A 26,414-nucleotide genomic window follows, 5' to 3' on the forward strand; every position below is an offset into this window, starting at 1 on the left:
ATGGCGCGCCGCTCAACCACATTCCTGTGCCAGTCCTGTGGCGCGGTCAGCACCCGCTGGGCCGGCCGCTGTGATGCTTGCGGCGAATGGAACTCGATTGTCGAGGAACAGACTGGCAGCGGCATTGGCGGCGGGCCGGCCAAGGGCAAGCCCGCCAAGGGCCGTGTCGTGCCGCTCGTCGGCCTGTCGGGCGAGGCCAAGGAAGCCCCGCGCTTCCAGAGCGGCATCAAGGAACTCGACCGGGTCACCGGTGGCGGGTTCGTACGCGGCTCGGCCCTGCTGGTGGGCGGTGATCCGGGCATCGGCAAGTCGACCCTGCTGATCCAGGCCTCCGCAGCGCTGGCCAACAAGGGCCTGCGCTCGGTCTATATTTCGGGCGAAGAGGCCGTCGACCAGGTGCGCCTGCGCGCCGAACGGCTGGGCCTGTCTGAGGCCCCTGTTGCGCTTGCCGCCGAAACCAGCGTCGAGGATATTCTCGCAACGCTTGAAGCTGGTCCGCCCCCTGCCCTGCTGATCCTCGATTCGGTGCAGACGCTCTGGACCGAACAGGCCGATTCGCCCCCGGGCACGGTCACACAAGTGCGAGCCTCGGCGCAGGCCATGGTGCGCTATGCGAAAAAATCCGGCACGGCGATGGTCCTCGTCGGTCATGTCACCAAGGACGGCCAGATCGCCGGCCCCCGCGTCGTTGAACACATGGTCGACGCCGTGCTCTATTTCGAGGGAGACGGCGCGCACCAGTACCGCATCCTGCGCTCGGTGAAGAACCGCTTCGGTGCCACGGATGAGATCGGCGTCTTCGAGATGACCGGGGCCGGCCTGCAGGAAGTCGCCAACCCGTCGGCGCTATTCCTCGGCGACCGCGCCACCAACTCGCCCGGGTCCGTCGTATTCGCCGGTCTGGAAGGCTCGCGTCCGCTGCTGATCGAGATCCAAGCGCTGGTGGCTCCCTCCTCCCTCGGTACGCCGCGCCGGGCGGTGATTGGCTGGGACAGCGCCCGCCTGTCGATGATCCTGGCCGTGCTGGAAGCGCGCTGCGGCGTCCGCTTTTCCCAGCATGACGTTTATCTCAACGTCGCCGGCGGCCTGCGCATCAACGAACCCGGCGCCGACCTTGCCGTGGCCGCAGCGCTTGTCTCCTCCCTCAGCGGCCTTGCCCTGCCGGCCAATTGCGTCTATTTCGGCGAGGTCAGCCTGTCCGGGGCGATCCGACCGGTCGCGCAGGGACAGGCCCGGCTGAAAGAGGCGCAGAAACTCGGCTTTGACCGCGCGATCTGTCCGCAAGGCACCGTCAAGGACGGCGGCAAGGCGGAGATTGCAGCGGACGGTGTCCAGGATCTTGCAGCCTTCATAGCAAGGATCACCGCCGGTGCGGCCCGCAAGGGCGATGCGCCGACCAGGGAAGCGGCCCGGACACCGGGCCGGAGTGCCGGCTGAGCTGCGGAAAAAGCACTTAGCCGGAACGGAATTTGACCTGCACCTTGCGCGCAGGGCACAACCGGCTTATGTCCGGTGCGCCGCGCGGGACATGAGGACAAGACCGAGCAATGCCGATCACGCTTCTGGACGGAATCCTTATCGTCATCATGCTTATCTCGGCTGTGCTGGCGATGGTGCGCGGCTTTGTCCGCGAGGTGCTGTCGATCGCCTCCTGGGTGGCGGCAGCTGCCAGCGCCTACATGCTTTACGGACATGTGCTGCCCTTCGCGCGCCAGTATATCAGCAACGAATATGTCGCCCTTGGCGCGTCTGTCGCCGGCGTGTTCCTGCTGACCTTGATCATCGTCAGCTACATCACCATGCGGATTTCGGATTTCGTGCTGGACAGCCGCATCGGGGCACTCGACCGCACGCTCGGCTTCGTCTTTGGCGCGGCCCGTGGCCTGCTGCTGGTGGTAGTGGCGATGCTGTTCTTCAACTGGTTCGTCGCCCCAGAGCGTCAGCCGACCTGGGTTGCCCAGGCCAAGTCACGTGATCTCCTCGTCCATATCGGCGACCGCCTCGTTGCGGCGCTGCCGGAAGACCCGGAAGCTGCTATTCTCAACCGGATACGCTCGGGCCAGGGCGCCTCGCCTGCGTCTGCCTCCGGGACAGTCCCGGCGACGGGCAATGAGAACACAGGCTACTCCCCGGCTGAACGCCAGGGCATCGAGCAACTGACCACCGGTGGCACCGGAAACTAAGCCAGGTTGGGCCGGGTCCGCCCGGCCTGTAAAGAGCTGAGGACATCGCCATGACCGGAACATCCCATCACCCGGACCAGGTGTCGAAAGACGCTATTGACCAGACCGACGACCTCTACGGCGACACGCTGCGCGAAGAATGCGGCGTGTTCGGCGTTCTAGGGCATGAAGATGCCGCCGCCCTGACGGCGCTTGGCCTGCACGCCCTGCAGCACCGCGGCCAGGAAGCGGCCGGCATCGTCACCTATGACGAGAACGACCAGTTCCGCGCCGAGCGGCATCTCGGCCTCGTCGGCGACCATTTCTCCAGCGCCAACACGATCTCGCGCCTGCCTGGTTCGGCCGCAGTCGGCCATGTGCGCTATTCCACCACGGGCGAACCGATCCTGCGCAACGTGCAGCCGCTGTTTGCCGAACTGGATGGCGGCGGCTTTGCCATCTGCCACAACGGCAACTTCACCAATGCGCTGACCCTGCGCCGCCAGCTGATCCGCGACGGAGCCATCTGCCAGTCGACGTCGGATTCGGAAGTGGTGCTGCAGCTCGTCGCCCGCAGCCGTCAGCCGAAGATCGTCGACCGCTTCATCGAAGCCATCCAGCAGATGGAAGGCGCCTACTCGCTGGTGGCCCTGACGCGCAAGAAGCTGATCGGTGCCCGCGACCCGCTCGGCATCCGTCCGCTTGTGCTGGGCGACCTGAACGGCGCGCCGATCCTCGCCTCCGAGACCTGCGCCCTCGACATCATCGGCGCGCGCTTCATCCGCGAAGTGGAGAACGGCGAAGTCATCGTCTGCACCACCTCCGGCATTGAGAGCTACTTCCCGTTCGGCCGCCGTCCGGCGCGGCCCTGCATCTTTGAATACGTCTATTTCGCAAGGCCCGATTCCGTCGTTGGCGGCCGCTCGGTCTATGACGTACGCCGCGAGATGGGCCGTCAGCTGGCGCGCGAGTCGCATGTCGAAAGCGATGTCGTCGTTCCTGTTCCCGACAGTGGCGTACCCGCTGCCATCGGCTACAGCCAGGAATCCGGCGTTCCCTTCGAACTCGGCATCATCCGCAATCACTACGTTGGCCGCACCTTCATCGAGCCGACCCAGTCGATCCGCACGCTCGGCGTCAAGCTGAAGCACTCGGCCAACCGCGCCCAGATCGAGGGCAAGCGCGTGACCCTGATCGATGACAGCCTCGTGCGTGGCACGACATCGGTGAAGATCGTGCAGATGATCCGCGATGCCGGCGCCCGGGAAGTGCATTTCCGCCTCGCCAGCCCGCCGATCCGGTATTCTGACTACTACGGCATCGATACGCCGGTACGCGAGAAGCTTCTCGCCGCGCGCTATAATCTCGACGAGATGTGCGCCTTCATCGGTGCCGACAGTCTGGCCTTCCTGTCTGTCGAGGGTATCTATAAAGCGATGGGCTATGAGGGACGCGACAGCGCCAACCCGCAGTTCACCGACCATTGCTTCACCGGCGACTATCCGACCCCGCTGACCGATCTTGCGGATGACGTCGAGTTCCGCAAGCCGCCGCGGCTTGTTGAAATCCGGTAGTCCGTAACGGGATCCAGTACGAATGACAGATACTCAACTTCAAGGCCGCGTCGCCGTCGTAACCGGCGCCTCGCGTGGCATCGGCTATCATCTTGCCAAGGCGCTTGCCGCCGAAGGCGTGCATGTGATCGCCCTGGCGCGCACTGTCGGTGGCCTGGAAGATCTCGATGATGAGATCAAGGGGCTCGGCGGCAGCGCCACTCTCGTGCCGCTGGACCTGATGGACTACGACGGCATCGACCGTCTCGGCGCTGCGATCTTTGAGCGCTGGGGCAAGCTGGACATGCTGGTTGGGAATGCCGGCATGCTCGGCGGTCTGTCGCCGCTCGGCCATATCGACATCAAGACCTTCGACAAGGTGATGGCGCTGAATGTCACCGCCAACTGGCGCCTGATCCGCTCGCTGGACCCTCTGCTGCGCCAATCGGATGCGGGCCGCGCCGTGTTCCTGACTTCCAGCGCCGCCCACAAGTGCAAGCCGTTCTGGGGCGTCTATTCAGCCTCCAAGGCAGCGCTTGAAGCGCTGGTCCGGACTTACGCCGCCGAAACCCAGTCGGGCACCGTCCGTGTCAATCTGCTCAACCCCGGCGCCATGCGCACCGCCATGCGGGCCAAGGCGATGCCGGGCGAGGATCCGGACACCCTGCCGCATCCGTCCGAAGTGGCACCTCAGATCATCGCCATGCTGCGTCCGGACTTTATCGACACCGGCCGCCTGTTTGATCGCCCGTCCGGCATGTTCAAGGACTTCGTCCCGCTCGTCGTCTGACGCGACACTGGTGTTTGAAAGCAAGAAAGCCAGGGCATGCCCCGGCTTTCTTGTCTGGATTCCGATCTGGCCTCAGGCAACCTTGGGGAACGACGCGTCGCAGATCGCGATAAGGTCGGCCTCGATGCCCTTGCCGCCGGCGATGACGCGCACGCCATCGGTCAAGGCGGCTTCGGCATCATAGGCCACGGCAAAGCCGCCGGCTTCCTCGATCATCAGGAGACCTGCCAGGCAATCCCAGGCGTTCATATGCGCCTCGCAATAGCCGATCAGCCGTCCCGAGGCGACATAGGCCAGCATCAAGCCGCCGGACGCATTGCGGAAGAACACGCCGCCCTTGGCCACCAGCGCGTCGATCACCTGGACGGCACCGCAGGCGTGGCTCCGCCCGCTGAAACCGACACCGACCGAGCCGCGACCGAGACTGTCGCTGGACGACACTTTCACCGGCCGCCCATTGACGAAGGTGCCGGAGCCACGCTCGGCATGGAACATCTCGCGTGCAACCGGATCATAGGTGATGCCAATCACCGTCTGACCCTCCTTGACGCAGGCGATGACCACGCACCACTGCGGAATGCCGGCGACAAAATTCGCCGTACCATCAATCGGATCGATCACCCAGGTGTAGCCGGAGGTGCCGGCCAGCCGGCCATGTTCCTCGCCGACGATGCCGTCCTCGGGATAGGCTTCGGCCAAGGCCGCGCGGACCAGCGTTTCGACGTCGCGGTCAGCCTCGGACACCAGATCCTGATGTCCCTTGGCCGTGACGGTCAGGGTTTCGAGGCGGCGGAAATACTCAAGACCAAGCGCACCGGCGCGCTCGGCCAGCGCAAGGGCAAATTCCAGGCGCGAACCAGCCATGACAGACCTCCTGGCACTAGAATACGGGAAAACGGAAATATCGGCGGGCATACAAAACCCGGGGCATCACTGCCCCGGGCTGAAACATCAGCGGTGTTGTTTTGCCCGGGCCGCATAGGGATTGTCCCCCTTGCGGTAGGACAGCCGGATCGGCGTGCCGGGCATCTCGAACTTCTTGCGCAGGTTGTTGGTCAGGTAGCGCGTGTAGCTCTCCGGCAGTTCCTCAGGACGGGAACTGAACACGATGAAATGCGGCGGACGGGTCTTGGCCTGCGTCATGTAGCGCAGCTTGACCCGGCGCCCCTGCACGGCCGGAGGCGGATGGTGCGCCAGGATCCCGGTGAGCCAGCGGTTGAGCCGCGCTGTCGAGATACGGCTGTTCCAGATATCATAGGCGCCGAGCACAGCTTCCATCAGCCGGTCAATGCCCTGGCCCTGCAGGCCCGACAGGGTGCAGATCATGACGCCGCGGATCTGGTTCAGGTAGCGTTCCTGCGCATCGCGGATCGCCTGCCAGGCCGCTTCCCGGTCCTCGATCAGATCCCACTTGTTGATGGCGATCACCACCGCACGGCCCTCGCGGGCACACAGTTCGATGATCTGCAGATCCTGCTTTTCGAAAGAGTTCGTGGCGTCCAGCGCCACGACCACGACTTCGGCAAACTTGATCGCGCGCAGCGCATCGGCGACGGAGAGCTTTTCCAGCTTCTCCTGCACGCGCGCCTTGCGGCGGATGCCGGCCGTATCGAAAAGTTTGATATGATGATCGCGCCACATCCAGTCGACGGAGATGGAATCGCGCGTGATCCCGGCTTCCGGACCGGTCAACATCCGCTCCTCGCCAAGCATGCGGTTGATCAGTGTCGACTTGCCGGCATTCGGGCGCCCCACGATGGCCACCCGCAGTGGGCGTTCCTTGGTGCCGACCGGCTCTTCGGGAACCAGATCCTGGCCTTCCTCGTCGAGTTCAATGGCGATGCGCGCCTCATCGGCTGCCGCCTGCTCTTCTTCCTCGACTCGCTCGACAAAGGGCAACAGGGCTTCGTAGAGATCGGCAAGACCTTCGCCATGCTCGGCCGACACCGGGATCGGCTGGCCAAGGCCAAGCGAGAAGGCCTCATAGAGGCCACCCTCGCCGGCGCGGCCTTCTGCCTTGTTGGCAAGCAGGATCACCGGCGTGTCGGTCTTGCGCGCGACGGCAGCGAAATGCGCGTCAAGTGGCGTCACGCCGGCGCGTGCGTCGATGACGAACAACACCACATCGGCTTCTGCAATCGCTTCCTCGGTCTGCGCGCGCATGCGGCCCTCGAGGCTCGCCGCATCCGCGTCTTCAAGCCCAGCCGTGTCGATGACGGTAAACCGAAGATCACCGAGGCGGGCATCACCGGGCCGCCGGTCACGCGTCACCCCGGGAGTGTCATCAACGAGCGCCAGGCGCTTGCCGACGAGCCGGTTGAACAGCGTTGACTTGCCCACGTTCGGCCGGCCGATAATGGCGACGGTCGCACCCAAATTGCATCTCCTGCCGGCAGCCGCCATCGCGGTGCCGTTTCTTTTTTATCAGTTGAAGGCCGCCAGACCGCTATCGCCTTCAAGCACGATGACGCGGCCACCGGCCACGATCGGCGTCACGAACACATTGGTCTGGACATCCCTCACGCTCTGCACGTTTCCGGACGCCGCGTCAACCAGTGCGATGCGTCCATCGTTCGAGAAAGCGACCAAAGTGCCGTTTGCGAGCACGGGACCGGCCCAGTTGCGTCGCTTCTTCTTGTTTTCAAGCTGCGGCAGGTCAGCGCGCCACAGGATCTGGCCGGTCTTGCGATCCAGCGCGACGACCCGGTCATCGAGCGTGACCATGAACATCGCCGAACCCGAGACAACGGGCGTATGCACGCTGCCGATGTCCTGTTCCCATTCTACCTGACCGGTCTTCAGAGAGGCCGCAATGGTGCGTCCGGCAACGCCGGTCGCATAGACCGTACCGCCGGCAACCACCGGGCTGGCCGAGACATCGGCGATGGTCGACAGGGTCAGGGTGCGGAAGGCGCGGGCAACGCCCTCGGCCCAGATCGGCTCACCCTTCTTGATATCGATCGCCATGATCTCGCCGGAGGAGAAGGGCACCACCACCGTGCCGCCGACAACAGCCGGCGATGAGGCCGAGAGCAAACCGGCGGATTCATCGATGCCGGAGTAGGTCCAGGCCACCGTGCCGTCGTCCTGCTTGATGGCATAGACTTCATTGCGCTGGGTCACGACGAAGACATAGCCTCCGCCGACACCCGGTGCGCCGCGCGCCGGGGCGCTGAGGTCGATCGACCACAATACCTGGCCGGAGCCCGCATCAAGGGCGGCAAACTTGCGGTAACCGGTCGCCGCGAACACACGGCCATTGGCAACCGCCACGCCGCCGCCAGCGGCTACATCGCCTTCCGTTTCGGGACGAAGGTCGCGGGTCCAGGCACGCGCGCCACCGGTCGAGAAGGCAATCACCTCGCCGCTTGGTTTGTAGACGAAGAGCCGGCTGCCATCGGAGACGGGACGGGCGGCTGCGCGCAGGCCCGAGGATGTCAGACCGCCACCGGCGCTACCGATCGAGGCGCGCCAGGCGCGCTGCCCGCTGACAGACACCGAGACATTGCCCGGGTCATTGCTTTCCGGGCCACCGGCCTGCGGCCAGCTCTGGCCACCGGTGGCTGAGCCGATGCTGGCCGACTTGCCGGACGGCGAGGCCAGCGGATCGGCTTCGGCGAACACCGGCTTGCGGTCGCCGGGCAGGATCTTCTCCCTTTCCGAGAAAGGGTTGATCGCGTCGGTATACTCCGACACCGAGCTGCAGCCCTGCAAGGCCGCCAGGAGGACGGTGAGGCTGGCAATGGCGGTAAGACGCGGGGAACGCGGGCGCTGCATCAGTTGCTTACTCCCTCGCCGGCGGAGGTTTTGCCCGTCGCCGCGCGGATCAGATCATTGAGAAGGCCGATGCGCCCGGTGATGTCACGCGGGGCAAGCGGATCACCGGAGATCCTGTCGACCCATGTCTGGGCCGCGGTCAGGTCGCCGGACTTCCAGGCGCTGAAAGCCAGGATTTCCCGTGCGGCAAACCGCCAGGCATTGCCATCTGCCGCCGCAACCGGCTCCAGCCTTGCGCTGAGTGCGGTGTAGTCGGCGCTGTCCATGGCCAGATAACCGGCCCGAACCGCAGCCAGATCGCGCATCAGCCTGTCGACAGAGGTGTCAGCTGCAATGGCGTCGAAGCGCTCGATTGCCTCGGCCTCCTTGCCCTGGCTGGCCAGATCCGTTGCCGCGCGCAGGCGCGCCAGCACGGGATAGCCGCCGGTCGCCCCGGTCAGGCTTTCGAACAGGGCCTGCGCCTCTTCGCTCTTGCCGTCATTGGCAAGACTGACGGCCTGCAGGAATGTGTCGCCGGAGAGTTGCGCCTGCTGTTCCTGCCAATAGAGCCAGCCGCGATAGCCGCCGGTGCCTAGCACCACCAGCAGGGCAAGGCCGATGACATAGATGCCGAACCTGTCCCAAAGGCGACGGTATTTTTCGTGACGGATATCCTCGTCGACTTCGCGGAAAATGTCGGACATACGAGCCAGGTTCCTGAAAACTGTCTGAGCGTGAGCGGCGCGAAACGAAGCCCGCACGGCGCGGCGCCACATTACAGTGTCACCTGCGCTGTGGCAAACGTCCGTCTTCAGCTGTTTTCAAGGACTTGATGGCTGAAGTGAGGCGGCCATCTGCAGGGGCGACGAGAATCGCTCACATTGGCGACACGCCAAACAGCCACAGATGCAGCTTCCAGACGAACAGGCCATAAAGCGCAAGACCACCCACCACGGCAATGATGTCACCGGCAGCACCGAGCTGGATAGAAGGGGCACCGCTCCCACCACCGACTGCCCGCCGCTTCACCGAAATCCGGTCGATCACCGCATAGGCGAGGAAACTGCCGAACAGCAGCACGGAGGCGAGGTCTCCGTTTGCCAGAAGATGGGCGAATGCCCAGAGCTTTACGGCCACCAGCATCGGGTGTTTCAAGGTTGTCTTGATCCGGCCCGGAACATAGGCGGCAATCAGGAACACGAAAACAGGAACCAGCAGCAGAAGGGCCACATGCCGCAGCCAGGTCGGGGCCTCATAGACAAGCGGCGCGCCCTCGAAGCGGGCTTCGCCATAGCCGTAAATCATCAGGGCAAGGCCGGCTGCCGACACGAGGCTGTACAGCCCCTTGTAGCCACCCTCCCCCAGTCGCCCGATCAGACGGGCGCGCAGATCGCGTTTCATGGTCACACCATGACAGCCGAAAAACAGGACAAGCCCTGCGATCAGGTACAACATTCCGGATCTCCCTCATCAGGCCGCGCGTCCGGCCTGATTTCCTGCCTCATGTGGCTGCTTTTACAGGATCAGTGCAAGGTTTGTTTCACACCGCAGCGCTATCCTTGGGTAGCCCTGTCCTGACAGGCTGGAGGTTGCCGTGGATGAACGCCGCAGCGCCCCGCGACGGCGCACCCTGAAGTCTGCCCGCATTGTCTTCCACAATGGAACACGGGTTTATGACTGCGTGATCCGCAACACGTCGGATGGCGGGGTCCTGCTCAACGTTCCCAGCACCCACGACGTGCCGGAGACGTTCCTGCTCTACATCGATTCGGAGCACAGCCGCCGTCCGGCCAAGGTCGTCTGGCGCACGGCGAACCAGATCGGCGTGGCCTTTGCCGGCCCTGCGGAGCCGATCCCCGCACCGGGGCACCACGCCGGTCACTAGTCCCGGATTACGCCGCGGCCAGACGCCGCGCCGCAATCCAGCTTGCCAAAGCCATCAAACCAGCGGTGGCGAGGCACAGCGGCAGGCCGCCGAACTGGAAACTGAGGCCGGACAACAACGTCCCGGTCAGCCGGCCGGCAGCATTGGCCATGTAGTAGAACCCGACATCGCGGGTGATCCGGCCTGCATCGCCAAAAGCGAGGATCAGGTAGGAGTGGACCGACGAGTTGATGGCAAAGACAAAGCCGAACAGCAGAAGGCCAGCCACCAGCATGACGGTCAGCCACAGTGCCGGCGCACCTGCCACCCAGGCAGCAGCGGCCAGGACAAAGGGGATCGGCACTAGGGCTCCGGCCCAGAAGATCGCCTTGCGCACCGTGGCCTCTTCCGGCTGGCCCTTGCCGCCAAGGATGCGCGGGGCAAAGCCCTGCACAACGCCATAGGCGATGATCCACAGCGCCAGGAAACCACCGATGAGGAAGAACGCCTCGCGCCGGCCGTCAGGGGTGCCATCGGACAGGATCATCTGGAAATAGACCGGGATCCCGACCACGAACCAGACGTCGCGCGCGCCGAACAGGAACAGGCGTGCCAGCGACAGCCGGTTTACCCGGCTGTCCTTCGAGCGCCAGCCGCCCCAGGCCTCGTCCGACTTCATCCGGCCCGGCAGGCCGGCCGGCAGGAACAGGACGACAGCGGTGAGGATGACAGTGAGCACCGCTGCCATGCCCCACACGGCGCTCTGGAACCCGGCGAGCGCCAGCAGCGCGGCTCCAAGGAAGAAGCCGAGGCCCTTGACCGCGTTCTTTGATCCGGTCAGAGCCGCGACCCAGCGGAACAGGCCCCCGTCCTCTTTCGGCGCCAGCAGCTTGACTGCCGACTTGGAGGACATCTTGGCCAGATCCTTGGCCACACCGGACACGCCCTGGACCGCCATGACGAAGGCGACGGAGGCGGCTATTCCCCAGGCAGGGTCAAGCTGCGACAACGCCACCAGCGCCGCGATCTGCAGCGCCAAACCACCATAGAGCGTCGCTGCCAACCCGAAGCGCGCGGCCAGCCAGCCGGCCGCAAGGTTTGTGACGATCCCGGCGATTTCATAGAGCAGGAACAGCCAGGCAAGCTGGATTGGAGAGAAACCCAGGGTATTGAAATGCAGCAGCACCAGCATGCGCAGGGCGCCGTCGGACAGCATGAAGGCCCAGTAGGCCGCCGTCACGGCGGCATAGGCGCGCAGCGGATTGGCAGGGGTTACAGCGTCCGTCATAGCGCACCTGCGACCATGCGGGTGATGTCGGCCAGGCGGCAGGCATAGCCCCACTCGTTGTCATACCAGGCGTAGATCTTCACCTGCGTCCCGTTGATCACCATGGTCGACTGGGCATCGACAATGGACGAGCGTGGGTCATTGACGAAGTCCGTCGAGACCAGTGCGCGTGTCTCATAGCCGAGGATGCCCTTGAGCGGACCATCCGCAGCGGCCTTGAACAGGGCGTTCACTTCCTCTGCCGTTGTTTCCCGCTCCACTTCAAACACGCAGTCGGTGATCGAGGCATTGAGCAGTGGCACACGCACCGCGTGGCCATTGAGCCGGCCCTTGAGCTCCGGATAGATCAGGGTGATGGCCGTGGCCGAACCCGTGGTCGTCGGGATCAGGTTCATCAGCGCAGACCGGGCGCGACGCATGTCCTTGGCCGGACGATCGACGATGGTCTGCGTGTTGGTGACATCATGGATCGTCGTGATCGAGCCATGCCGGATGCCGATGGCCTCATGGATCACTTTCACCACCGGCGCCAGACAATTGGTGGTGCAGGACGCTGCCGTGATCAGGCTGTGCTCGGCCGGCTGATACAGATGGTGATTGACGCCATAAACAAGGTTCAGGGCCCCGCCATCCTTCACAGGCGCGCTGACCACCACCTTCTTAACCCCGGCCTCGTAGTAAGGCGCGACCTTGGCGCCCGTCTTGAAGACACCGGTGCAGTCGATGACGATGTCCACGCCGAGTTCCGCCAGCGGCAGCGCCTCGATGGTCTTTTCATGGCTCAGGCGGATCGTCTTGCCGTCCAGCATCAGCGCCCCGTCCTGATGGCTCACCGGGGTGCGCCAACGTCCGTGCACGCTGTCGAATTCCATCAGCAGCGCGTGCTGCTCCGCATCCCCGACCGGATCATTCAGGAGGACAATATCGCCCCCTGCCCCGCTGTCGATGAGGTCCCGCAGGACAAGCTTGCCAATGCGGCCAAGGCCGTTCAGGGCGATACGCGGCATGTCAGTCAACCTTTCAGGAAATCAGGCCCGACCCCGATGAGGAACTTCACCGGAGATCGGGTGGCGCAGACCAGCGCCGTTGCACTCAGGTCGCGGGGCGATCCATCGTAAGAGCCGTGCGTCAGGAACCGCTCTCGGCAGCGGCTGCATCCCCGGCAAGTCCATCGCCAGCGATGTCATCTATCCGGGCCTGCAGGGCGAGGCGATTGAGCGAGGCAAAGGGCAGTTCGACGAAGATCGCGATGCGCCGGCGCAGGGCGCCATAGGTCTGGGAAAACACAACCGCCTTTTCGGCATCGCTGCCTGTCGCCTTGACCGGATCCGGCAGGCCCCAGTGACCGGTGATCGGCTGGCCCATCCATGGCGGGCATTCCTCGGCAGCGGCGGTGTCACAGACGGTGAACACGAAATCCATCACCGGGGCACCCGGCTGCTGGAATTCGGTGATCTGCTTGGATCGCAATCCGCTCGTGTCATGGCCGTTGCGCTGCAGCACTTCGATCGCGAAGGGATTGAGTTCGGAGCCTGCGCGGGTCCCGCCCGAATAGGCATTGAACCGGCCCTTGCCCAGATCGCGCAGCAGCGCTTCGGCAAAGATCGAGCGGGCAGAGTTGCCCGAGCAGATGAACAGCACGTTGAAACCGGTGTCACGCATAGGCGGAGTATCCTTTTGTGCGAGGAGAAGCGGCACCACAAGATCCGGCCGGGCCCTGCCGACATCGAGCGCGAGATAGCCGATCAGGGCCTCGGTCGCCTCGAGATTCACCGAATAGAGCAGCGAGCGGCCTTGCCGCTCGACCTGAATGATTCCGGACGCCAAAAGGTCCGAAAGATAGTGAGACAGCGTGTTCTGCTTCAGACCGAGCGCGTCCGCGATCTCGGTCGGCCTCACCCCGCGCGGCGCAAACCGCATCAGCAGGCGAAAGACACCGAGGCGGCCGGCATGGCCAAGTGCAGCAAAGGCAAGAGCAGCGCGTTCTGTTTCCATATTTCCTGAATGCAGGAAATGTTTGTCACAGTCCAGTGAAGTTTTGATGACAGGGACACCCCCGACCCAGGAACAGGCACAGGAACAGGCAAAAGAACGCGAACGGGTCAGGCTGCCGGAAACCGCTCCCGCGTGCGGTTGGCGATGGCGACAAGGCTCAGCATCACCGGCACTTCGACCAGGACCCCGACCACCGTTGCAAGGGCAGCGCCGGAATTGAGCCCGAACAGACCGATGGCAACTGCGACCGCCAGTTCAAAGAAGTTGGACGTGCCGATCAGCGCACAGGGCGCGGCCACCTTGTGCGGCAGACGCCAGGCAAAGGCCCAGGCATAGCCGACTGCGAAAATGGCATAGGACTGGATCAGGATCGGCACGGCAATCAGCCCGATCAGCAGCGGCTGTGCGAGGATTACCTGACCCTGGAACCCGAACAGCAGCACAACGGTCAGGAGCAGCCCGACGATGGAGGCCGGCTTGATGCGGGACGTAAAGTCGCTGACAGCACCCTCGCCGCCTCGGGCAAGCAAGGCCTGCCGCGTCAGCCAGCCTGCGATCAGCGGAATGACGATGTAGAGCACCACCGACAGCACCAGCGTTTCCCACGGCACGGAAATCTCCGTCACCCCGAGCAGGAAGGCCACAATCGGCGCGAAGGCGATAACCATCACCAGGTCATTCACCGAGACCTGCACCAGCGTGTAGTTCGGGTCACCCTTGGTCATCTGCGACCAGACAAACACCATCGCGGTGCAGGGCGCAGCACCCAGCAGGATCAGGCCGGCGATGTACTCCGGGGCCCGTGCCGGATCGATCAGGCCGGCAAAGGCATAATCGAAGAACAGCACCGCCAGCGCTGCCATGGTGAAGGGCTTGATCAGCCAGTTCACCACCAAGGTAATGACCAGCCCCTTGGGCCGCTTGCCGACGGCTTTGAGGGAGGTGAAGTCGATGGCGATCATCATCGGGTAGACCATCGCCCAGATCAGCACCGCAACGACAAGATTGACCGAAGCATATTCCAGCTTTGCCAGCACCGCGAACAGGTCCGGCAGCAACCAGCCGAGCGCAATGCCGGCGACAATGCACAAAGCCACCCAAAGGGTCAGCCAACGCTCGAACAGGCTCATGATCTCTCCTCTGCAACGGGCAGGCAGCAGCCGGTCCCGGTCGGCGGTGTCAGGGCAGCAATAAAGGCGGCGAGCGGCGCCAGGGCATCCGGCGTCAAGGCGTAGCAGACCTTCGGGCCGCTGATCTCGCCGCTGATAATGCCGGCCGCCTTGAGGATGCGCAGGTGTTCGGACACGGTCGATTGCGCCAGTCCAACGGCATTGACGATGTCCCCGCCGATGCATCCCGGCGTTGCCATCAGCAGCCGGACAATGCGGATACGCGCCGGATGGCCAAGGGCCTTGGCCAGATCCGCGATCTGTTCGTTGCTACCGGGCATTGTCACCTCGCTTCGTTTATCGTCGATAGACGATAGAACAAGCGGAAGCAAGTCCCGGCGGGGCCTGCGCGTGATCAGGGATTACAGGACCTGCGCCAGAAAACCGATGATGGCCTTCAGCGTCTGTGTCTCATGGCTGCGGTGGGGAAAATGCCCGGCATCGGGCAGAAGCAGCGCGCTTACCGGCACCCTGGCTGTCCGGGCGATGCGTTGCGGCTGTGCGGGCGAGCCATATTCATCCAGGGCGCCGTGAATGGTCAGCACCGGCGAGGTGATCCGCCCGATCTCCGCATCAAGACACCAGTCGTCAAAGGCCGGCGACAGCCAGGATCCGATCCAGGCATCCAGCACCCAGTCCGTGCGGGGGCCGTGATACTTCTCCAGCCGCGCTTTCAGCTGGGGATCGGCGAAGTCCTCGGCGGCCTTGCGGATCCCGGCCCGGGTCAGGTCTTCCAGAAAGCTCTGCGCCGAGATGGTGATCACGGCGCGGCACCGCGCGCCGAACACGGCCCCCGCCGCCAGCGCCATCCCGCCACCGACGCTATGCCCGACAACCACAAACTCCGCGATTCCCAGGGCATCAAGAACGGTGGCAAGTTCCCCGGTCGCATCAAGGGTGACGAAATTCGCAGGCGGACGCTCATTCAATCGGCTGGAGCGGCCAAACCCGATACGGTCATAGGCGATCACCTTTCGGCCGATCGCAAGGGCAATCCGTTCAGGAAGATCACGCCACAGGTCAATGCATCCAAGGGAATCATGCAACAGGATGATCGGCACCCCTGCTGCTCGAGAATGGTTCTGCGGCTGCCACTGGCGTACAGACACGAAACCTTGATCGGTCGGAACAAGGTGGTCCACCACGCTGCAGCGCAAATCTGCGAGGGTCTGCACTCCATCCACCCGGCATTCTCCTCCGGCAATTGACCAGCGGACCCCTTTTCACGTTCCTGTGGCAATGGCGAGCCGTCCAAAAGGAGGAAGCGGCCGGGGGGCGACCTGCGCGCGCGACGCATGGCAGTCACGTAAAACTTTCATGCTTAGAATAACCCTACGTAAATTATGCAATGCCATTCTACTTCGGTTCTTGCCGCCATGAGAAAGCGGTTAAGCTTCGCTTAGGCGTTGCCAGTGAATTTGAATTGCATCGAAGGTCGGGAGAAATGCGCTGTGTTTAGGTTGGTCCTGCTGGTAACGGATCTCGAAAAGTGTCCGGCCCTGCTGCACACCATCGGCCAGATGCATCCTGCCGAGATTTTCGAGCACCGTGACGTTGGCGAGGCTGACCTCAAGTCTGCGGATATGGTGATCGTCGACATCGCTGATGGCACGGATGAAGAAATGTCCGCTGTCCGTGAGGCCCTCGCCAAATCCGGCTCGACGGTGAGCGTCGGACTCACCCGGGGAGACAGCCGTCGTGACAAGATCCAGGCCGACGCCCTGGGTTTGACCCGGGTTTGGTCGCGCACCCGGCTGGCGAAGGAAGCGCTGCGCGAAATCGACCAGTTGTTTGGGTCCTACGCCCTTGCAGACCTGCCGAAATCCACCCCGGAACAGACAGCCCGCTCGGTCCAGGCCATGAGCGCGGCCCTGGGGGAATGCGCCACAGCCGTCGTGACCGAAACCTTGCTGCCGCTGACCCAGGTGGCACGCGCCGTCGACGACACGCTCGACGCCTTCCGGCTGGATGGCATGGATGCCTGGATCTCTGCGGTGCAGATGCACCACAGCCACACCTATTGCCACTCGATGCTGGTGACCGGCTATGCCCTCGCCTTCTCGTCAGCTCTCGGACTGTCCAGCGAGGAACAGGCGTTCCTGGGCGCTGCGGCGCTGCTGCATGATGTCGGCAAGGTCTATATCCCGCTGTCGATCCTCGACAAGCCGGCGAAACTGACCGACGAAGAATTTGCGATCATCAGGCAGCATCCGGTCCGCTCCCGCGAGATCCTCGAAGCCCAGCCGCATGTGTCGCAGGCCGTCATCGATATTGCCGTGCATCACCATGAGTATCTCGATGGCAGCGGCTACCCGGACGGGCTCAAGGGCGATGAGATCAGCCGTGCCGTGCGGATGCTGACCATCTGCGACATCTACGCCGCACTGATCGAGAAGCGCGCCTACAAGCCTGCCTACAGCCCGCGCCAGGCCTATGGCGTGCTGGTTGACCTTGGCAAGAAGATTGACCAGCCGCTGCTCAAGGCCTTCCGGTCTGTTGCCTTTGAGGTCGACAAGGCAGCCTCGGTCAAGCGCAAGGCCAGCGCGTTCGGCTGACAGTCACGTCAAGACGCTGTGCCGGTTGAGCTGACCGACCTGCAGATCACGACGATGTGAGCCTTCGCCGGCAAAGCCTTGCGCACCCGCCGCAGCGCCCCATATCGGTTGCAAGTGTCCACGCCAGCGTGGACTGTCAGCCGCAAAGGGCCCGCCATGCGTCTCACGCCCCAACCTGTGTTTTCCACGGATCCCAGCATTGCCACGCGTCAGAAAAAGCGGCTGGCGAAAGAGGCCAGGGCCTCGCAGCGGCAAACGCTGCGGCTTGGTCTGCTGACCGGCGCCGGACTGGTCCTGGCTGCGCTTCTGGCCCTCACGGGCATGGCAAAGGCGGAGACCATTGTCTCGCAGCAGGCGCGCTTCACCTTGAGCGATGTGGCAACCGGGCTCGAGAACCCTTGGTCCCTGGCTTTCCTTCCCGACGGCCGCATGCTCGTCACCGAGCGCGCTGGACGTTTGCGGCTTGTCACGCCCGAGGGCGATATCAGCGCGCCGCTGAATGGCGTTCCGGTTGTCTATGACACCGGCCAGGGCGGCTTGCTGGATGTGATTCTGGACCCTGACTTTTCCAGCAACAGCACGATCTATCTGTCCTACGCCGCTCCCTCGGGCCGCCTTGGCACGACAGCGATTGCCCGTGCCACGCTGGTGGACGGCGGCCTGCGCGATGTCACGGTGCTGTTCACCGCAAAGACCAAGGGCTCGAGTGGCCGCCACTTCGGCTCGCGTCTCGCCTTTGGACCGGACGGCTTCCTCTATGCCAGCATTGGCGACCATGGCAGCGATGAGACGGCGCAGGACCTGTCGCTGCACTCAGGCAAGGTCATCCGCATCACCCGCGACGGTCAGCCGGCTCCCGGCAACCCGTTCCTGGGCCAGCCGAACGCCCTGCCGGAGATTTACACCTACGGCAACCGTAACCCGCAAGGCCTGACCGTAACACCGGAGGGCGCACTCTGGGCCCATGAACACGGGCCGCGCGGCGGCGACGAAATCAACGTGCTGAAAGCTGGTGCCAATTACGGTTGGCCGGTCATCACCCATGGCCGCGCCTATTCCGGCTTCAGCATCGGAGAAGGCACGGAAAAACCGGGCATGGAACAGGGCATCCACATCTACGTGCCCTCCATCGCCCCGTCCGGCATGGCTTTCTATTCCGGCAAACGGTTTCCCGAGTGGCAGGGCGATCTTTTCCTCGGCGCGCTGGCCGGCACCCATCTCAACCGCCTTGAGGTGAAGGACGGCAAGGTTGTGGCCGAGGAACGGCTGCTGGAGGATCTGGGCGAACGCATCCGCGATGTCCGCAGTGGCCCGGACGGCAACCTTTATCTGCTCACCGATGCCGAGGATGGCCGCCTGATCCGGATGGCACCCGCAAACTGACCAGCGCACGGTCTCAAGGACGCGGAGGTTCCTTGGATCCCGGGGTCACCACGTCCACAGCAACACCGGCGGCGCTTGTGGTCACACCGACTGCCGTGCTGGCAACAGTCGTCACGCCGCTTGCCGCCGTTGAAACCACCGCACCGCCAACCGCGATGGCGGCACAGCCCGGCAGCACCCCGGTCATCGCGACAAGCGCCACTGCGGCAACTGCTCTGTACATGCGCATCCTGATCCCCCGCCCTGGCCCATTTGGCCGTAGACCCCGTCCTGCAATGGACGAGGCCGCCGGAAAGTGCAAGGTCCCTGTCGGGTCGAGTGCTCAGGCGCCAGAGCTGCGCGCCAGATGCGGCAGGATGAAGGGCGTGTCATCGCGAGGGGCTTCGTTGACCGCCAGCGGACAGCCATAGACCGCCGACAGGATCGGCCCCGTCAAGGTCTCCCGCGTCGGACCAGCGGCAAGGCACCGTCCGCCGCGCAGGGCAACCACCTGGTTGGCATACATCGCGGTCAGGTTGAGATCATGCATCACCGCCAGAACGCCGCCGCCGGCGCGGGCATAGGCATGGGCCAGATCCATGATCTGGATCTGGTGGTGGATGTCGAGGCTCGACACCGGTTCATCGAGAAACAGCCAGCACGGCTTTCCGCCCCGCACCGGCTCCCAGATCTGCACCAGCACGCGGGCAAGCTGCGTGCGCTGTTGTTCGCCGCCAGACAAGGTTTCAAAGAACCGGCCGCCGAACCCGTCCAGCCCGACCCGCGCCAGCGCCTCGCCAATCAACGCCGGTTCGCGCCGCCTTGCGTGAAAGCCGAGGCTGACCACTTCGCTCACCGTCATGGGAAAGGTGATCGTGCCATGCTGCGGCAGCACCGCGCGGTAGCCGGCCATTTCGACGGCTGGGGTCTCGTTGATCTCGCGCCCGTTCAGCCTTGCGCGCCCCTGATAGCGGGTCTCACCGGACAGCCCCTTCATCGTCGTGCTCTTGCCCGAGCCATTCGGCCCGATGATTGCGGTCACCTCGCCTGCCCGGGCGGTAAAGCTCAGATCGTCGACGATCACGCGTCCGCCGAGGCGCACGCTGACCTGTTCCAGCACCAGTTCGCTCATCATCTCATCCGAGGGAAAAGCCCCTGCGTGTCAGCAGGATCCAGAGGAAGAAAGGGGCTCCGGCCAGGGCCGTCAGGATGCCGATCGGCAGCTCCGCCGGTGCCACGATGATGCGCGCCACCGTGTCGGCCGCAATCAGCATGATCGCACCCAGCAGCGCACAGCCCGGCAACAGATACCGGTGATCCGGCCCGATGGTGAGGCGCAGCAGATGCGGCACGACAATGCCGACAAAGCCAATGCCGCCACTCACCGCGACGCTCGCGCCCGTCGCGGCTGCTACGGTCACGATGGCAAGGCGTTTCTGGCGCTGCACGTTGACGCCGAGATGCCCCGCCGCCGCCTCGCCCAGAACCAGCGCGTTCAGCGCGCGGGCCAAAAGCGGACTGAGCAGCAGCACCAGCGCAATGACCGGACCGGCGGTCAGGATCTTGTCCCAGGTGGCACCCGCCACCGAGCCAAGCCCCCAGAAGCTGAGATCGCGCAGCGCGCGGTCATCGGCCACGAAGACCAGCAGCCCGAGCGCGGCCCCCGCCAGGGCCCCGAGCGCGATTCCGGCCAGCAGCATCGTGGCAATGTTGGTTGATCCGCCGCGCGTGCCGATGCGGTAGAGCAGCATCGTCGACGCCAGCCCGCCGAGGAAGGCGGCGACCGACACGGCGTGATTGCCGAAGAGCCCGATAACCGGCGCCAGCACGCCGCCGCCCAGCACGATCATCAGCGCCGCGCCAAGTCCTGCACCTGCAGACACGCCGACAATGCCGGGATCGGCCAGCGGATTGCGGAACAGCCCCTGCATCACCGCACCGGAGACGGCCAGCGAGGCACCAATCAGCGCGGCCATGATGACACGCGGCATCCTGATGTCCGCCAGCACGATGATGTCCCGCAGCAGCAAGGGATTGTCCGTCGGCCGCTCGCCCGACAGGATCAGCCGCAGCGCCTCGCCATTGGCCCAGCCTGTCGAACCAATCGAGACCGCCCCGAGCATGACAAGCGCCAGGCAGGCCGCCAGCAGGACGAGGGCAACGCGGGCGCGGGGAGCACGGTCACCCTCGATCCTGCGCCGGCGGACCGGCGAAACGTCAACTGCGCTGGAGGTAAGCGTCATTGCGCCGCTGTCCCGGGACGGCGCAGGGCCACGGCAAGCTCGCGCACCGCACCGGCCGTGCGCGGTCCGAAGCCAAGCAAGTACAGCCCGTCCATCCGCACCACCCGGCGCGTCTTGGCGGCCGGGGTCAGGGCAAGGGCCGGATGGGCGAAAAGCTCGTCAGCCTTGGCATCATGCTGTCCGCCCCGGTCCATCATCAGCACCACATCGGGCCTGAGGTCGGCAATCGCCTCATCGGTCAGCTGCTTGTAGCCGGCAAAGGCCTCGACGGCGTTGACGGCGCCGGCCATGCGGATGATGCCATCGGCCGCCGTGTCCTTGCCCGAAGCCAGCACGCGGCCGCCATTCATCGACAGGACGAACAGCACCCGCGGCTTCTCCGGCATGCCCTCTGCCTCGGCCGTCGCAGCGGCCAGATCCGCCCGGACGGCTGCCGCCAGAGTGGCCGCTTCATCCTGAAGCCCGAGGGCCGCGCCAACCCGGTCGATCTTTGCCAGGATCCCGTCTGCGGTGAAGCTTTCAGGCACCATGGCCAACGGGATCCCGGCCGTCTTCAGCACATCCAGCGCCTCAGGCGGACCGCTGCCTTCCAGCGCCAGGATCGCATCCGGCGACACGCCGAGCACGCCTTCGGCATTCAACGCGCGGATATAGCCCGCATCCGGCAGGCTCGTTGCTTCTGGCGGATAGGTACTGGTGCTGTCCCGCGCCACCAGCCGGCCCTCCGCCTTCAGCGCATAGACGATCTCGGTGACCGAACCACCGATCGACACGATCCGCTTCGCACCGGTCAGATCCGCGGTCTCTGCCGCCCAGGCGGACGACAGGCTCAGGGTCAGGCCGACATTCAGCACGGCCGCGGCGATCAGGGCCGCTGCCTTGGGGCGAGCGAAAGAGACGACTGCACGCATCGTTCCCCTCCCCTTAGGCGACCGCAAGCTGGCCGACGCGCGGCAAGTGCTCGACCAGATCGCGCCAGTCGGAGCGTTCCTCGCGGCCTTCCTTGCGCAGGCCAAAGAACTGGATGATCTGCTGGCCATCGGCATCAAAGGCCTCGAGCGACGTGACATGCCCGTTGTCGGCGTTCTTGCGCACAGCCCACACCTCGGCAATGTGATCCAGCCGCAGATGCAGGTGGAAGGTCGGATCGAGGACATTGATCCACGGCCCCATTTCCTTGATCTGGCGCACCGGCCCCGAATGGATCTGGATGCAGCCCCGGCTGCCGACAAAGCACATGATCGGGATGTCGTTGTCTGCGGCCAGCCGCATCATCGCACGCACCGAATCGCCATCGACCTTCCAGGCCCATTCCTCGCCAACGAGTTCAAATGCGTTCAGCCGGTGCAGGTCCATATCGCGCAGCAGGCCGAAGAACTGATGCGTATCCGTCATCGCGCTCCAGCGCCGGTTGAGTTCGGCAGCCTTGGACGTGTCCCGCGCCGGCCGCTCCGGACGCAGCGCTGCAACCGGCACCACGCCAAGCCCCGCGCTCTGGTCCGCATGGGTCAGGTCTTTGACCAGCGCCTCAAAGGCCGCCACATCGGAGGTCGCCCGCAGATGGATCTTGTGCACGGCATCGCCATGGGCGTCGAACACCTGGATGCTGCGGCGCGGACCGGATTCCCCCGGCTTTTCCACGGCAAAGGCATGCACCCAGTGAGACGGGAACATGCGCGTATCGATCGCGCTGCCCAGCATCATGGCCGCCCGGCTGCCATCGACAAACTTTTCGAACGGCCCGATCTTCTCGTGCACGGCGCTTTCGTTGCGCGTCAGGGCCATTACCTCGCCCACGGCCTTCATGCCGTTGCAGATCCCGGACAAGGACGGTGTAAGACGGATCACGCCCTCGCCGCAGAAGGCCGCAACCAGCTCGGCTTCGCTGACGCCCAGGTCCCGGGCAAGGTCCCGCTCGCGGCGCTCCGGATGGGCTGCAACAGCCGCGCGGATGGCCTCCGGTCCCGGACGCTGGGCCGGAACGTGGTCCGCAGCTTGGCTCTGGTTTGTGGTCATGGCTTTCCCCTCATGTTCGTGCGGCAACCGGTCAAGGCGGTGCGGCACGGGCCGTGATTTCCTGTCCCTCCGGGACATCCTGTGTACGGGGACCGGCCGGATCGTCCTTGGAGCTGGGGATGACCTGGCGGGGTTCGGCTCTTGCCGGTCCTCATTGTGACGCTGCAGCCACGCCGGATCGCAAAGGCAGGCCGCAGGGTTCGTTCAATAGTTGACTTGAATATTCATCTTTTGTATCGACCGCAATACCTGAATGCGATATTCAGGAAACACAATCCGTTTCAGGGACAAGCAAGCTCGCGCCAGCCAGTCCAAAGACAGGGGCTTTTTCGATGGCAACGGCGCGCAAGCATGTGACATATCTGATGGGGGGTGTTGCCCTTCTGGCTCTGGCGGGCACCTCGTCCGCCCTCGCGCAACAGGCCGCGCCTTCCTCCGCACCGGCCGCAAAGACCGAGGCTCAGGCAACGGCGCTGCAGCGCCTCGTCGTGGGGGCCGGCCGCGAAAAGGTCGCCATCGACACGCCCCAGGCGGTCACGGTCATCGATCAGGAACAGATCGACGACGAACAGGCCATCACCATCGGCGACATCTTCCGCCAGACGCCCGGCGTGACGATCATCGGCACCGACCGTGTCGGCGGTCAGGGCTTCAACATTCGCGGCGTCGGCGCGGCCAATGCCTCGGACGAATCGACCATCATCATCACCGTGGATGGCGCGACCAAGTTCTACGAACAGTACAACATGGGCTCGTTCTTCTCCGATCCGGAGCTCTACAAGCAGGTCGAGGTGCTGCGTGGACCGGCGTCCTCCACCCTGTACGGGTCGGGCGCCCTCGGCGGCGTGATCAACTTCGTCACCAAGGATGCATCTGACTTCCTGTCGCCGAACGAAAAGGTCGCGCTGCGGCTGAAGTCCATGCTCGATTCCAACAAGGAAGGCCTCAGCACGTCGGCCATCCTTGCGGCGCGCCTTGGCGAGCAGACGGACGTTCTGGTCAACGGCAATTTCCGCCGCGCCAATGACTATCTCACCGGCTACGGCACCAAGGTTCCCGGCTCGGGCTTCGAGGCGTTCTCGGGCCTTGCCAAGGTCACCCATCATTTCGGTGACAACAACGAACAGAGCGTCCGCCTGTCCTATCAGCGCTGGCAGAGCGATGCGGACGACACGTCCTACGCTCAGAACCGTACCGTCAATGACTTCGGCAACATCGACCGTCAGATTACCGACCAGACGCTGGTGTTTGCCTATGAAAACCCGGCGCAGGGCAATCCGTTCCTGGACCTCAAGCTGAACCTGTCTGTCTCGGACACCAAGGTCGTTCAGGACAATGCGACCGCCCGCATCTCGTCACCGCTGTTCCTCGATAGCGAATATGGCTACCGCACCTGGCAGGCCAAGCTGGAGAACACGTTCGAGACGACCGGCGACAACTTCGCCAACTTCCTGACGCTCGGCACCCAGCTGTCCTATCAGCAGCGGACCGGCAAGACCAAAGGCGGCACCGGCTGGGTCGACTTCCATCCGGAAGGCACCGACCGCAAGATCGGGGTGTTCCTTCAGAACGAGTTCATCTGGAACGAAAAGCTGACGATCATTCCCGGCGTCCGTCTCGATTACGTCTCGCTGGAACCCGACAGCCGCATCCCCGGCGCCCGGTCGCAGTCGTATCTCGCCTTCTCGCCAAAGATCGCGGCCATGTACAAGTTCACCGAAAGCTTCTCGGTTTTCGGATCGCTCGCCCGAACCGAACGCTTGCCGACGCTCGATGAACTGTTCTCGACATCGGCACGGCCAACCCGACCCGGAGCCACCTATCCCGGCGGACGGACAGCCAGCCTCGGGCTGAAGAAGGAAGAGTCGCTCAACTACGAGGCCGGCTTTGCCGTGTCTGGCAAGGATCTGATCCAGGATGGTGACGCGCTGCAGTTCAAGACGACCGGCTTCTACAACAACCTGACCAATCTGATCGCCACCAACCCGCAGAACAATCTGAGCGTGCCTGTCCCCTATTACGTCAACATCAACCAGGCCCGCATTTACGGCGTCGAGTTCGAGGCCGACTATCAGTCGCGCTATGCCTTTGCGAACTTCGCCTACAGCATCATTCGCGGCAAGGACGAGAAGACGAAAAAGACCCTCGCCTCGATTCCGGCCGACACGGTCGCCGTGACGCTCGGCGCGCGGGTGCCGGACTACAACCTCACCTTCGGCTGGCGCGGCCAATTCGCGACCTCGATCTCGACCGGGCAGACCACCGGGCCTTTCGCGGGCTACGCCGTCCATGACGCCTTCATCGGCTGGAAGGGCGACGAGGCGACCCAGTTCAAGGGCTGGGAAGTCCGTGCCTCCGTCGACAACATTTTCGACAAGCGCTACCGCAACAACCTCGCCGGCGATGACGGCCGGGGGCGGACGTTCAAGCTCACCGTCAACAAGCAGTTCGGGTGGTAAGAATGCGATTTGCACGTCAACTGGAAGTCTTTGCCGCCGTCTCGCTTACCGTTGCGGCCTTCTTTGCCAATCCGGCCCATGCGGCGGATGGCAAGGGCGTGACGCTGGAGCTGAACAAGGCCGCCGCCGCGAGCAACGGATGCCTGCTGACCTTCGTGGCCAGCAACGCCACCGGCGCGGCGCTGCCCTCGGCCGGCTTCGAGTTCGTGCTCTTCGACAAGGATGGGCTGGTGGACCGCATGACGGTGTTCGACTTCGGCGCGCTGCCGGAGGGCAAGACCGTGGTTCGCCAGTTCCAGATCCCGGGTGGGACTTGCGAGAGCATCGGTTCGATCCTGGTCAACGGCGCGTCAGGCTGCGGCGGTGCCACGGCCGCCTCGCCGCTCTGCGCCGCCCCGCTGTCCACCGCCTCCCGCACGCCCATCAGCTTCAACAAGTAGGATACCTGCCATGCTGAGCGCCGCCCTGCTGCAACCTGTTACGGATCTTCTGGACCTCGGCGGTCCGGTCGTGGTCCTGATCGCGCTGATGTCGGTCGTGGCGCTCGCCATCATCCTGCTGAAGCTTGTCCAGTTTGGCACCTGCCGCACGGCGCGTCCCGGACGGGCCCGCCTTGCGGCCCGCCTGTGGCGGCAGGGCCGCAAGCGCGAGGCGGCAAGCCTCCTTGACCAGCCGGCGGGCGCTGCCGAGGAAGCCATTGCCAATGCCATGCACCTGTCGCTGGCCGGTGGCATGGACCGTTCCGACATCGAGACCGAGATTGCCCGCATCGCCACCGCGCGTCTGCATGGCCTGCAGGGCGGCTTCAAGGCGCTCGATACCATTGCCCAGCTTGCCCCGCTGCTCGGTCTGTTCGGCACCGTCATCGGCATGATCGAGGCTTTCCAGTCGCTGCAATCCGCCGGCAGTTCCGTCGATCCGTCGCTTCTGGCCGGTGGTATCTGGGTCGCGCTCCTGACCACCGCCGCCGGTCTTGCGGTCGCCATGCCGGTCTCGGCCATCCTGTCGATGTTCGAGAGCTGGGTCGAGAGCGAGCGCGTGGCGATCGAAACCATCTGCGCCGAAATCCTGGTCGCCTTGCCCGGCACACCCGGCCTGAGCCACCAGACCGCCTCTGTTGCCCCTGTAGCTGTCGGACAGGCGCCTGCCGTCGCGATCCGGGCCTCGCATGCACATTGACAAGCCGGCGCCCCGCCGCAGAC

The 26,414-nt window shown here is 64.4% G+C and carries 26 protein-coding genes; 10 read left to right on the forward strand and 16 right to left on the reverse strand.

Annotation, left to right across the window (positions count from 1 at the left end; genetic code table 11):
* From radA to C8348_RS15125, 4 genes are all read left to right on the forward strand, one after another.
* A complete protein-coding gene (gene radA / locus C8348_RS15110) occupies positions 1-1,437 on the forward strand; it encodes a DNA repair protein RadA (RefSeq protein WP_106754185.1) in 1,437 nt (478 codons plus the stop codon).
* A 110-nt stretch (positions 1,438-1,547) separates the two neighbouring features.
* Positions 1,548-2,183 (forward strand): CvpA family protein, encoded by a 636-nt coding sequence (locus C8348_RS15115; protein ID WP_106754186.1) that lies wholly within the window; start codon positions 1,548-1,550, stop codon positions 2,181-2,183.
* Between the two features lie 50 nt (positions 2,184-2,233).
* Positions 2,234-3,736 (forward strand): amidophosphoribosyltransferase, encoded by a 1,503-nt coding sequence (gene purF, locus C8348_RS15120; RefSeq protein WP_106754188.1) that lies wholly within the window; start codon positions 2,234-2,236, stop codon positions 3,734-3,736.
* Between the two features lie 22 nt (positions 3,737-3,758).
* Complete coding sequence (locus C8348_RS15125) at positions 3,759-4,505, forward strand: SDR family NAD(P)-dependent oxidoreductase (RefSeq protein WP_106754190.1); 747 nt, start codon at positions 3,759-3,761, stop codon at positions 4,503-4,505.
* A 72-nt stretch (positions 4,506-4,577) separates the two neighbouring features.
* Here C8348_RS15125 and C8348_RS15130 read toward each other — a convergent pair whose 3' ends face one another.
* The 5 genes from C8348_RS15130 to C8348_RS15150 all read right to left on the reverse strand — a co-directional run bounded on the left by C8348_RS15130 (position 4,578) and on the right by C8348_RS15150 (position 9,716).
* The gene (locus C8348_RS15130; RefSeq protein WP_106754191.1) at positions 4,578-5,369 is read right to left on the reverse strand and encodes an inositol monophosphatase family protein; all 792 of its coding nucleotides are present in this window, start codon (positions 5,367-5,369) and stop codon (positions 4,578-4,580) included.
* Between the two features lie 87 nt (positions 5,370-5,456).
* Complete coding sequence (gene der / locus C8348_RS15135) at positions 5,457-6,881, reverse strand: ribosome biogenesis GTPase Der (RefSeq protein WP_106754193.1); 1,425 nt, start codon at positions 6,879-6,881, stop codon at positions 5,457-5,459.
* A 48-nt stretch (positions 6,882-6,929) separates the two neighbouring features.
* Positions 6,930-8,282, reverse strand: coding sequence for an outer membrane protein assembly factor BamB family protein (locus C8348_RS15140; protein ID WP_106754195.1), 1,353 nt, complete (start codon positions 8,280-8,282; stop codon positions 6,930-6,932).
* A complete protein-coding gene (locus tag C8348_RS15145) occupies positions 8,282-8,965 on the reverse strand; it encodes a tetratricopeptide repeat protein (RefSeq protein WP_106754197.1) in 684 nt (227 codons plus the stop codon). The genes C8348_RS15140 and C8348_RS15145 overlap by 1 nt, the downstream gene beginning before the upstream one ends.
* A 172-nt stretch (positions 8,966-9,137) precedes the next feature.
* Positions 9,138-9,716, reverse strand: a complete 579-nt coding sequence (locus C8348_RS15150) for an NnrU family protein (RefSeq protein WP_106754198.1) — start codon at positions 9,714-9,716, stop codon at positions 9,138-9,140.
* A 139-nt stretch (positions 9,717-9,855) separates the two neighbouring features.
* On the opposite strand from C8348_RS15150, the gene C8348_RS15155 reads away from it, so the two are divergent.
* On the forward strand, positions 9,856-10,146 hold the full coding sequence (locus C8348_RS15155; protein WP_106754199.1) for a PilZ domain-containing protein: 291 nt from the start codon (positions 9,856-9,858) through the stop codon (positions 10,144-10,146).
* Positions 10,147-10,153: 7 nt separating this feature from the next.
* On the opposite strand, the gene arsJ is transcribed toward C8348_RS15155, so the two are convergent.
* The 6 genes from arsJ to C8348_RS15185 form a co-directional block, all read right to left on the reverse strand.
* Positions 10,154-11,413 (reverse strand): organoarsenical effux MFS transporter ArsJ, encoded by a 1,260-nt coding sequence (arsJ, locus tag C8348_RS15160; RefSeq protein ID WP_106754200.1) that lies wholly within the window; start codon positions 11,411-11,413, stop codon positions 10,154-10,156.
* Positions 11,410-12,420 carry an ArsJ-associated glyceraldehyde-3-phosphate dehydrogenase gene (locus C8348_RS15165; protein WP_106754201.1) on the reverse strand — a complete coding sequence of 337 codons (1,011 nt, stop codon included), beginning with the start codon at positions 12,418-12,420 and terminating at the stop codon, positions 11,410-11,412. Before C8348_RS15165 ends, arsJ begins: the two co-directional genes overlap by 4 nt.
* Positions 12,421-12,541: 121 nt before the next feature.
* Positions 12,542-13,408: an arsenate reductase/protein-tyrosine-phosphatase family protein gene (locus tag C8348_RS15170; RefSeq protein ID WP_106754202.1), complete on the reverse strand. Its 867-nt coding sequence runs from the start codon at positions 13,406-13,408 to the stop codon at positions 12,542-12,544.
* 107 nt (positions 13,409-13,515) lie between these two features.
* Positions 13,516-14,538 carry an ACR3 family arsenite efflux transporter gene (gene arsB / locus C8348_RS15175; protein ID WP_106754203.1) on the reverse strand — a complete coding sequence of 341 codons (1,023 nt, stop codon included), beginning with the start codon at positions 14,536-14,538 and terminating at the stop codon, positions 13,516-13,518.
* Entirely contained in the window at positions 14,535-14,858 is a 324-nt protein-coding gene (locus tag C8348_RS15180; RefSeq protein WP_106754204.1) for an ArsR/SmtB family transcription factor, read from the reverse strand. Before C8348_RS15180 ends, arsB begins: the two co-directional genes overlap by 4 nt.
* Positions 14,859-14,939: 81 nt before the next feature.
* Positions 14,940-15,752 (reverse strand): alpha/beta fold hydrolase, encoded by an 813-nt coding sequence (locus C8348_RS15185; protein WP_106754257.1) that lies wholly within the window; start codon positions 15,750-15,752, stop codon positions 14,940-14,942.
* A gap of 276 nt (positions 15,753-16,028) precedes the next feature.
* Here C8348_RS15185 and C8348_RS15190 point away from each other — a divergent pair, with 276 nt between their 5' ends.
* Both C8348_RS15190 and C8348_RS15195 read left to right on the forward strand, forming a co-directional pair.
* Positions 16,029-17,132 carry an HD-GYP domain-containing protein gene (locus C8348_RS15190; protein ID WP_157950441.1) on the forward strand — a complete coding sequence of 368 codons (1,104 nt, stop codon included), beginning with the start codon at positions 16,029-16,031 and terminating at the stop codon, positions 17,130-17,132.
* A 156-nt stretch (positions 17,133-17,288) separates the two neighbouring features.
* A complete protein-coding gene (locus C8348_RS15195) occupies positions 17,289-18,515 on the forward strand; it encodes a PQQ-dependent sugar dehydrogenase (protein WP_106754206.1) in 1,227 nt (408 codons plus the stop codon).
* Positions 18,516-18,528: 13 nt separating this feature from the next.
* On the opposite strand, the gene C8348_RS15200 is transcribed toward C8348_RS15195, so the two are convergent.
* The 5 genes from C8348_RS15200 to C8348_RS15220 all read right to left on the reverse strand — a co-directional run bounded on the left by C8348_RS15200 (position 18,529) and on the right by C8348_RS15220 (position 22,753).
* Positions 18,529-18,744, reverse strand: a complete 216-nt coding sequence (locus C8348_RS15200) for a hypothetical protein (protein WP_157950442.1) — start codon at positions 18,742-18,744, stop codon at positions 18,529-18,531.
* Positions 18,745-18,837: 93 nt separating this feature from the next.
* Positions 18,838-19,626 (reverse strand): heme ABC transporter ATP-binding protein, encoded by a 789-nt coding sequence (locus tag C8348_RS15205; RefSeq protein ID WP_106754258.1) that lies wholly within the window; start codon positions 19,624-19,626, stop codon positions 18,838-18,840.
* Between the two features lie 4 nt (positions 19,627-19,630).
* Complete coding sequence (locus C8348_RS15210; protein WP_106754208.1) at positions 19,631-20,737, reverse strand: FecCD family ABC transporter permease; 1,107 nt, start codon at positions 20,735-20,737, stop codon at positions 19,631-19,633.
* Positions 20,734-21,648 carry a heme/hemin ABC transporter substrate-binding protein gene (locus C8348_RS15215; protein WP_106754209.1) on the reverse strand — a complete coding sequence of 305 codons (915 nt, stop codon included), beginning with the start codon at positions 21,646-21,648 and terminating at the stop codon, positions 20,734-20,736. Before C8348_RS15215 ends, C8348_RS15210 begins: the two co-directional genes overlap by 4 nt.
* Positions 21,649-21,661: 13 nt before the next feature.
* Positions 21,662-22,753 (reverse strand): hemin-degrading factor, encoded by a 1,092-nt coding sequence (locus C8348_RS15220; RefSeq protein WP_106754210.1) that lies wholly within the window; start codon positions 22,751-22,753, stop codon positions 21,662-21,664.
* A 332-nt stretch (positions 22,754-23,085) separates the two neighbouring features.
* Here C8348_RS15220 and C8348_RS15225 point away from each other — a divergent pair, with 332 nt between their 5' ends.
* From C8348_RS15225 to C8348_RS15235, 3 genes are read left to right on the forward strand one after another with little or no spacing between them, the layout of a single operon-like run.
* Positions 23,086-25,212, forward strand: coding sequence for a TonB-dependent receptor domain-containing protein (locus C8348_RS15225; protein ID WP_106754211.1), 2,127 nt, complete (start codon positions 23,086-23,088; stop codon positions 25,210-25,212).
* Positions 25,213-25,214: 2 nt separating this feature from the next.
* Positions 25,215-25,652, forward strand: a complete 438-nt coding sequence (locus C8348_RS15230; protein ID WP_106754212.1) for a hypothetical protein — start codon at positions 25,215-25,217, stop codon at positions 25,650-25,652.
* 10 nt (positions 25,653-25,662) lie between these two features.
* A complete protein-coding gene (locus C8348_RS15235) occupies positions 25,663-26,391 on the forward strand; it encodes a MotA/TolQ/ExbB proton channel family protein (RefSeq protein WP_106754213.1) in 729 nt (242 codons plus the stop codon).
* The last annotated feature ends 23 nt before the right edge of the window (positions 26,392-26,414 follow it).

It is taken from the genome of Pannonibacter carbonis, from assembly GCF_003012935.1.
Taxonomy (GTDB): domain Bacteria; phylum Pseudomonadota; class Alphaproteobacteria; order Rhizobiales; family Stappiaceae; genus Pannonibacter; species Pannonibacter carbonis.

Bases quoted from the DNA above. Each gene is read 5' to 3' on its own strand.
- C8348_RS15210 (WP_106754208.1), bottom strand. From the start codon at position 20,737: ATGACGCTTACCTCCAGCGCAGTTGACGTTTCGCCGGTCCGCCGGCGC.
- C8348_RS15215 (WP_106754209.1), bottom strand. From the start codon at position 21,648: ATGCGTGCAGTCGTCTCTTTCGCTCGCCCCAAGGCAGCGGCCCTGATC.
- C8348_RS15165 (WP_106754201.1), bottom strand. From the start codon at position 12,420: ATGCCGCGTATCGCCCTGAACGGCCTTGGCCGCATTGGCAAGCTTGTC.
- C8348_RS15220 (WP_106754210.1), bottom strand. From the start codon at position 22,753: ATGACCACAAACCAGAGCCAAGCTGCGGACCACGTTCCGGCCCAGCGT.
- C8348_RS15230 (WP_106754212.1), top strand. From the start codon at position 25,215: ATGCGATTTGCACGTCAACTGGAAGTCTTTGCCGCCGTCTCGCTTACC.
- C8348_RS15200 (WP_157950442.1), bottom strand. From the start codon at position 18,744: ATGCGCATGTACAGAGCAGTTGCCGCAGTGGCGCTTGTCGCGATGACC.
- radA (WP_106754185.1), top strand. From the start codon at position 1: ATGGCGCGCCGCTCAACCACATTCCTGTGCCAGTCCTGTGGCGCGGTC.
- arsJ (WP_106754200.1), bottom strand. From the start codon at position 11,413: ATGACGGACGCTGTAACCCCTGCCAATCCGCTGCGCGCCTATGCCGCC.
- C8348_RS15225 (WP_106754211.1), top strand. From the start codon at position 23,086: ATGGCAACGGCGCGCAAGCATGTGACATATCTGATGGGGGGTGTTGCC.
- C8348_RS15170 (WP_106754202.1), bottom strand. From the start codon at position 13,408: ATGGAAACAGAACGCGCTGCTCTTGCCTTTGCTGCACTTGGCCATGCC.
- C8348_RS15235 (WP_106754213.1), top strand. From the start codon at position 25,663: ATGCTGAGCGCCGCCCTGCTGCAACCTGTTACGGATCTTCTGGACCTC.
- C8348_RS15125 (WP_106754190.1), top strand. From the start codon at position 3,759: ATGACAGATACTCAACTTCAAGGCCGCGTCGCCGTCGTAACCGGCGCC.
- C8348_RS15140 (WP_106754195.1), bottom strand. From the start codon at position 8,282: ATGCAGCGCCCGCGTTCCCCGCGTCTTACCGCCATTGCCAGCCTCACC.
- C8348_RS15150 (WP_106754198.1), bottom strand. From the start codon at position 9,716: ATGTTGTACCTGATCGCAGGGCTTGTCCTGTTTTTCGGCTGTCATGGT.
- C8348_RS15195 (WP_106754206.1), top strand. From the start codon at position 17,289: ATGCGTCTCACGCCCCAACCTGTGTTTTCCACGGATCCCAGCATTGCC.
- C8348_RS15145 (WP_106754197.1), bottom strand. From the start codon at position 8,965: ATGTCCGACATTTTCCGCGAAGTCGACGAGGATATCCGTCACGAAAAA.
- C8348_RS15115 (WP_106754186.1), top strand. From the start codon at position 1,548: ATGCCGATCACGCTTCTGGACGGAATCCTTATCGTCATCATGCTTATC.
- purF (WP_106754188.1), top strand. From the start codon at position 2,234: ATGACCGGAACATCCCATCACCCGGACCAGGTGTCGAAAGACGCTATT.
- arsB (WP_106754203.1), bottom strand. From the start codon at position 14,538: ATGAGCCTGTTCGAGCGTTGGCTGACCCTTTGGGTGGCTTTGTGCATT.
- C8348_RS15205 (WP_106754258.1), bottom strand. From the start codon at position 19,626: ATGAGCGAACTGGTGCTGGAACAGGTCAGCGTGCGCCTCGGCGGACGC.
- C8348_RS15180 (WP_106754204.1), bottom strand. From the start codon at position 14,858: ATGCCCGGTAGCAACGAACAGATCGCGGATCTGGCCAAGGCCCTTGGC.
- C8348_RS15130 (WP_106754191.1), bottom strand. From the start codon at position 5,369: ATGGCTGGTTCGCGCCTGGAATTTGCCCTTGCGCTGGCCGAGCGCGCC.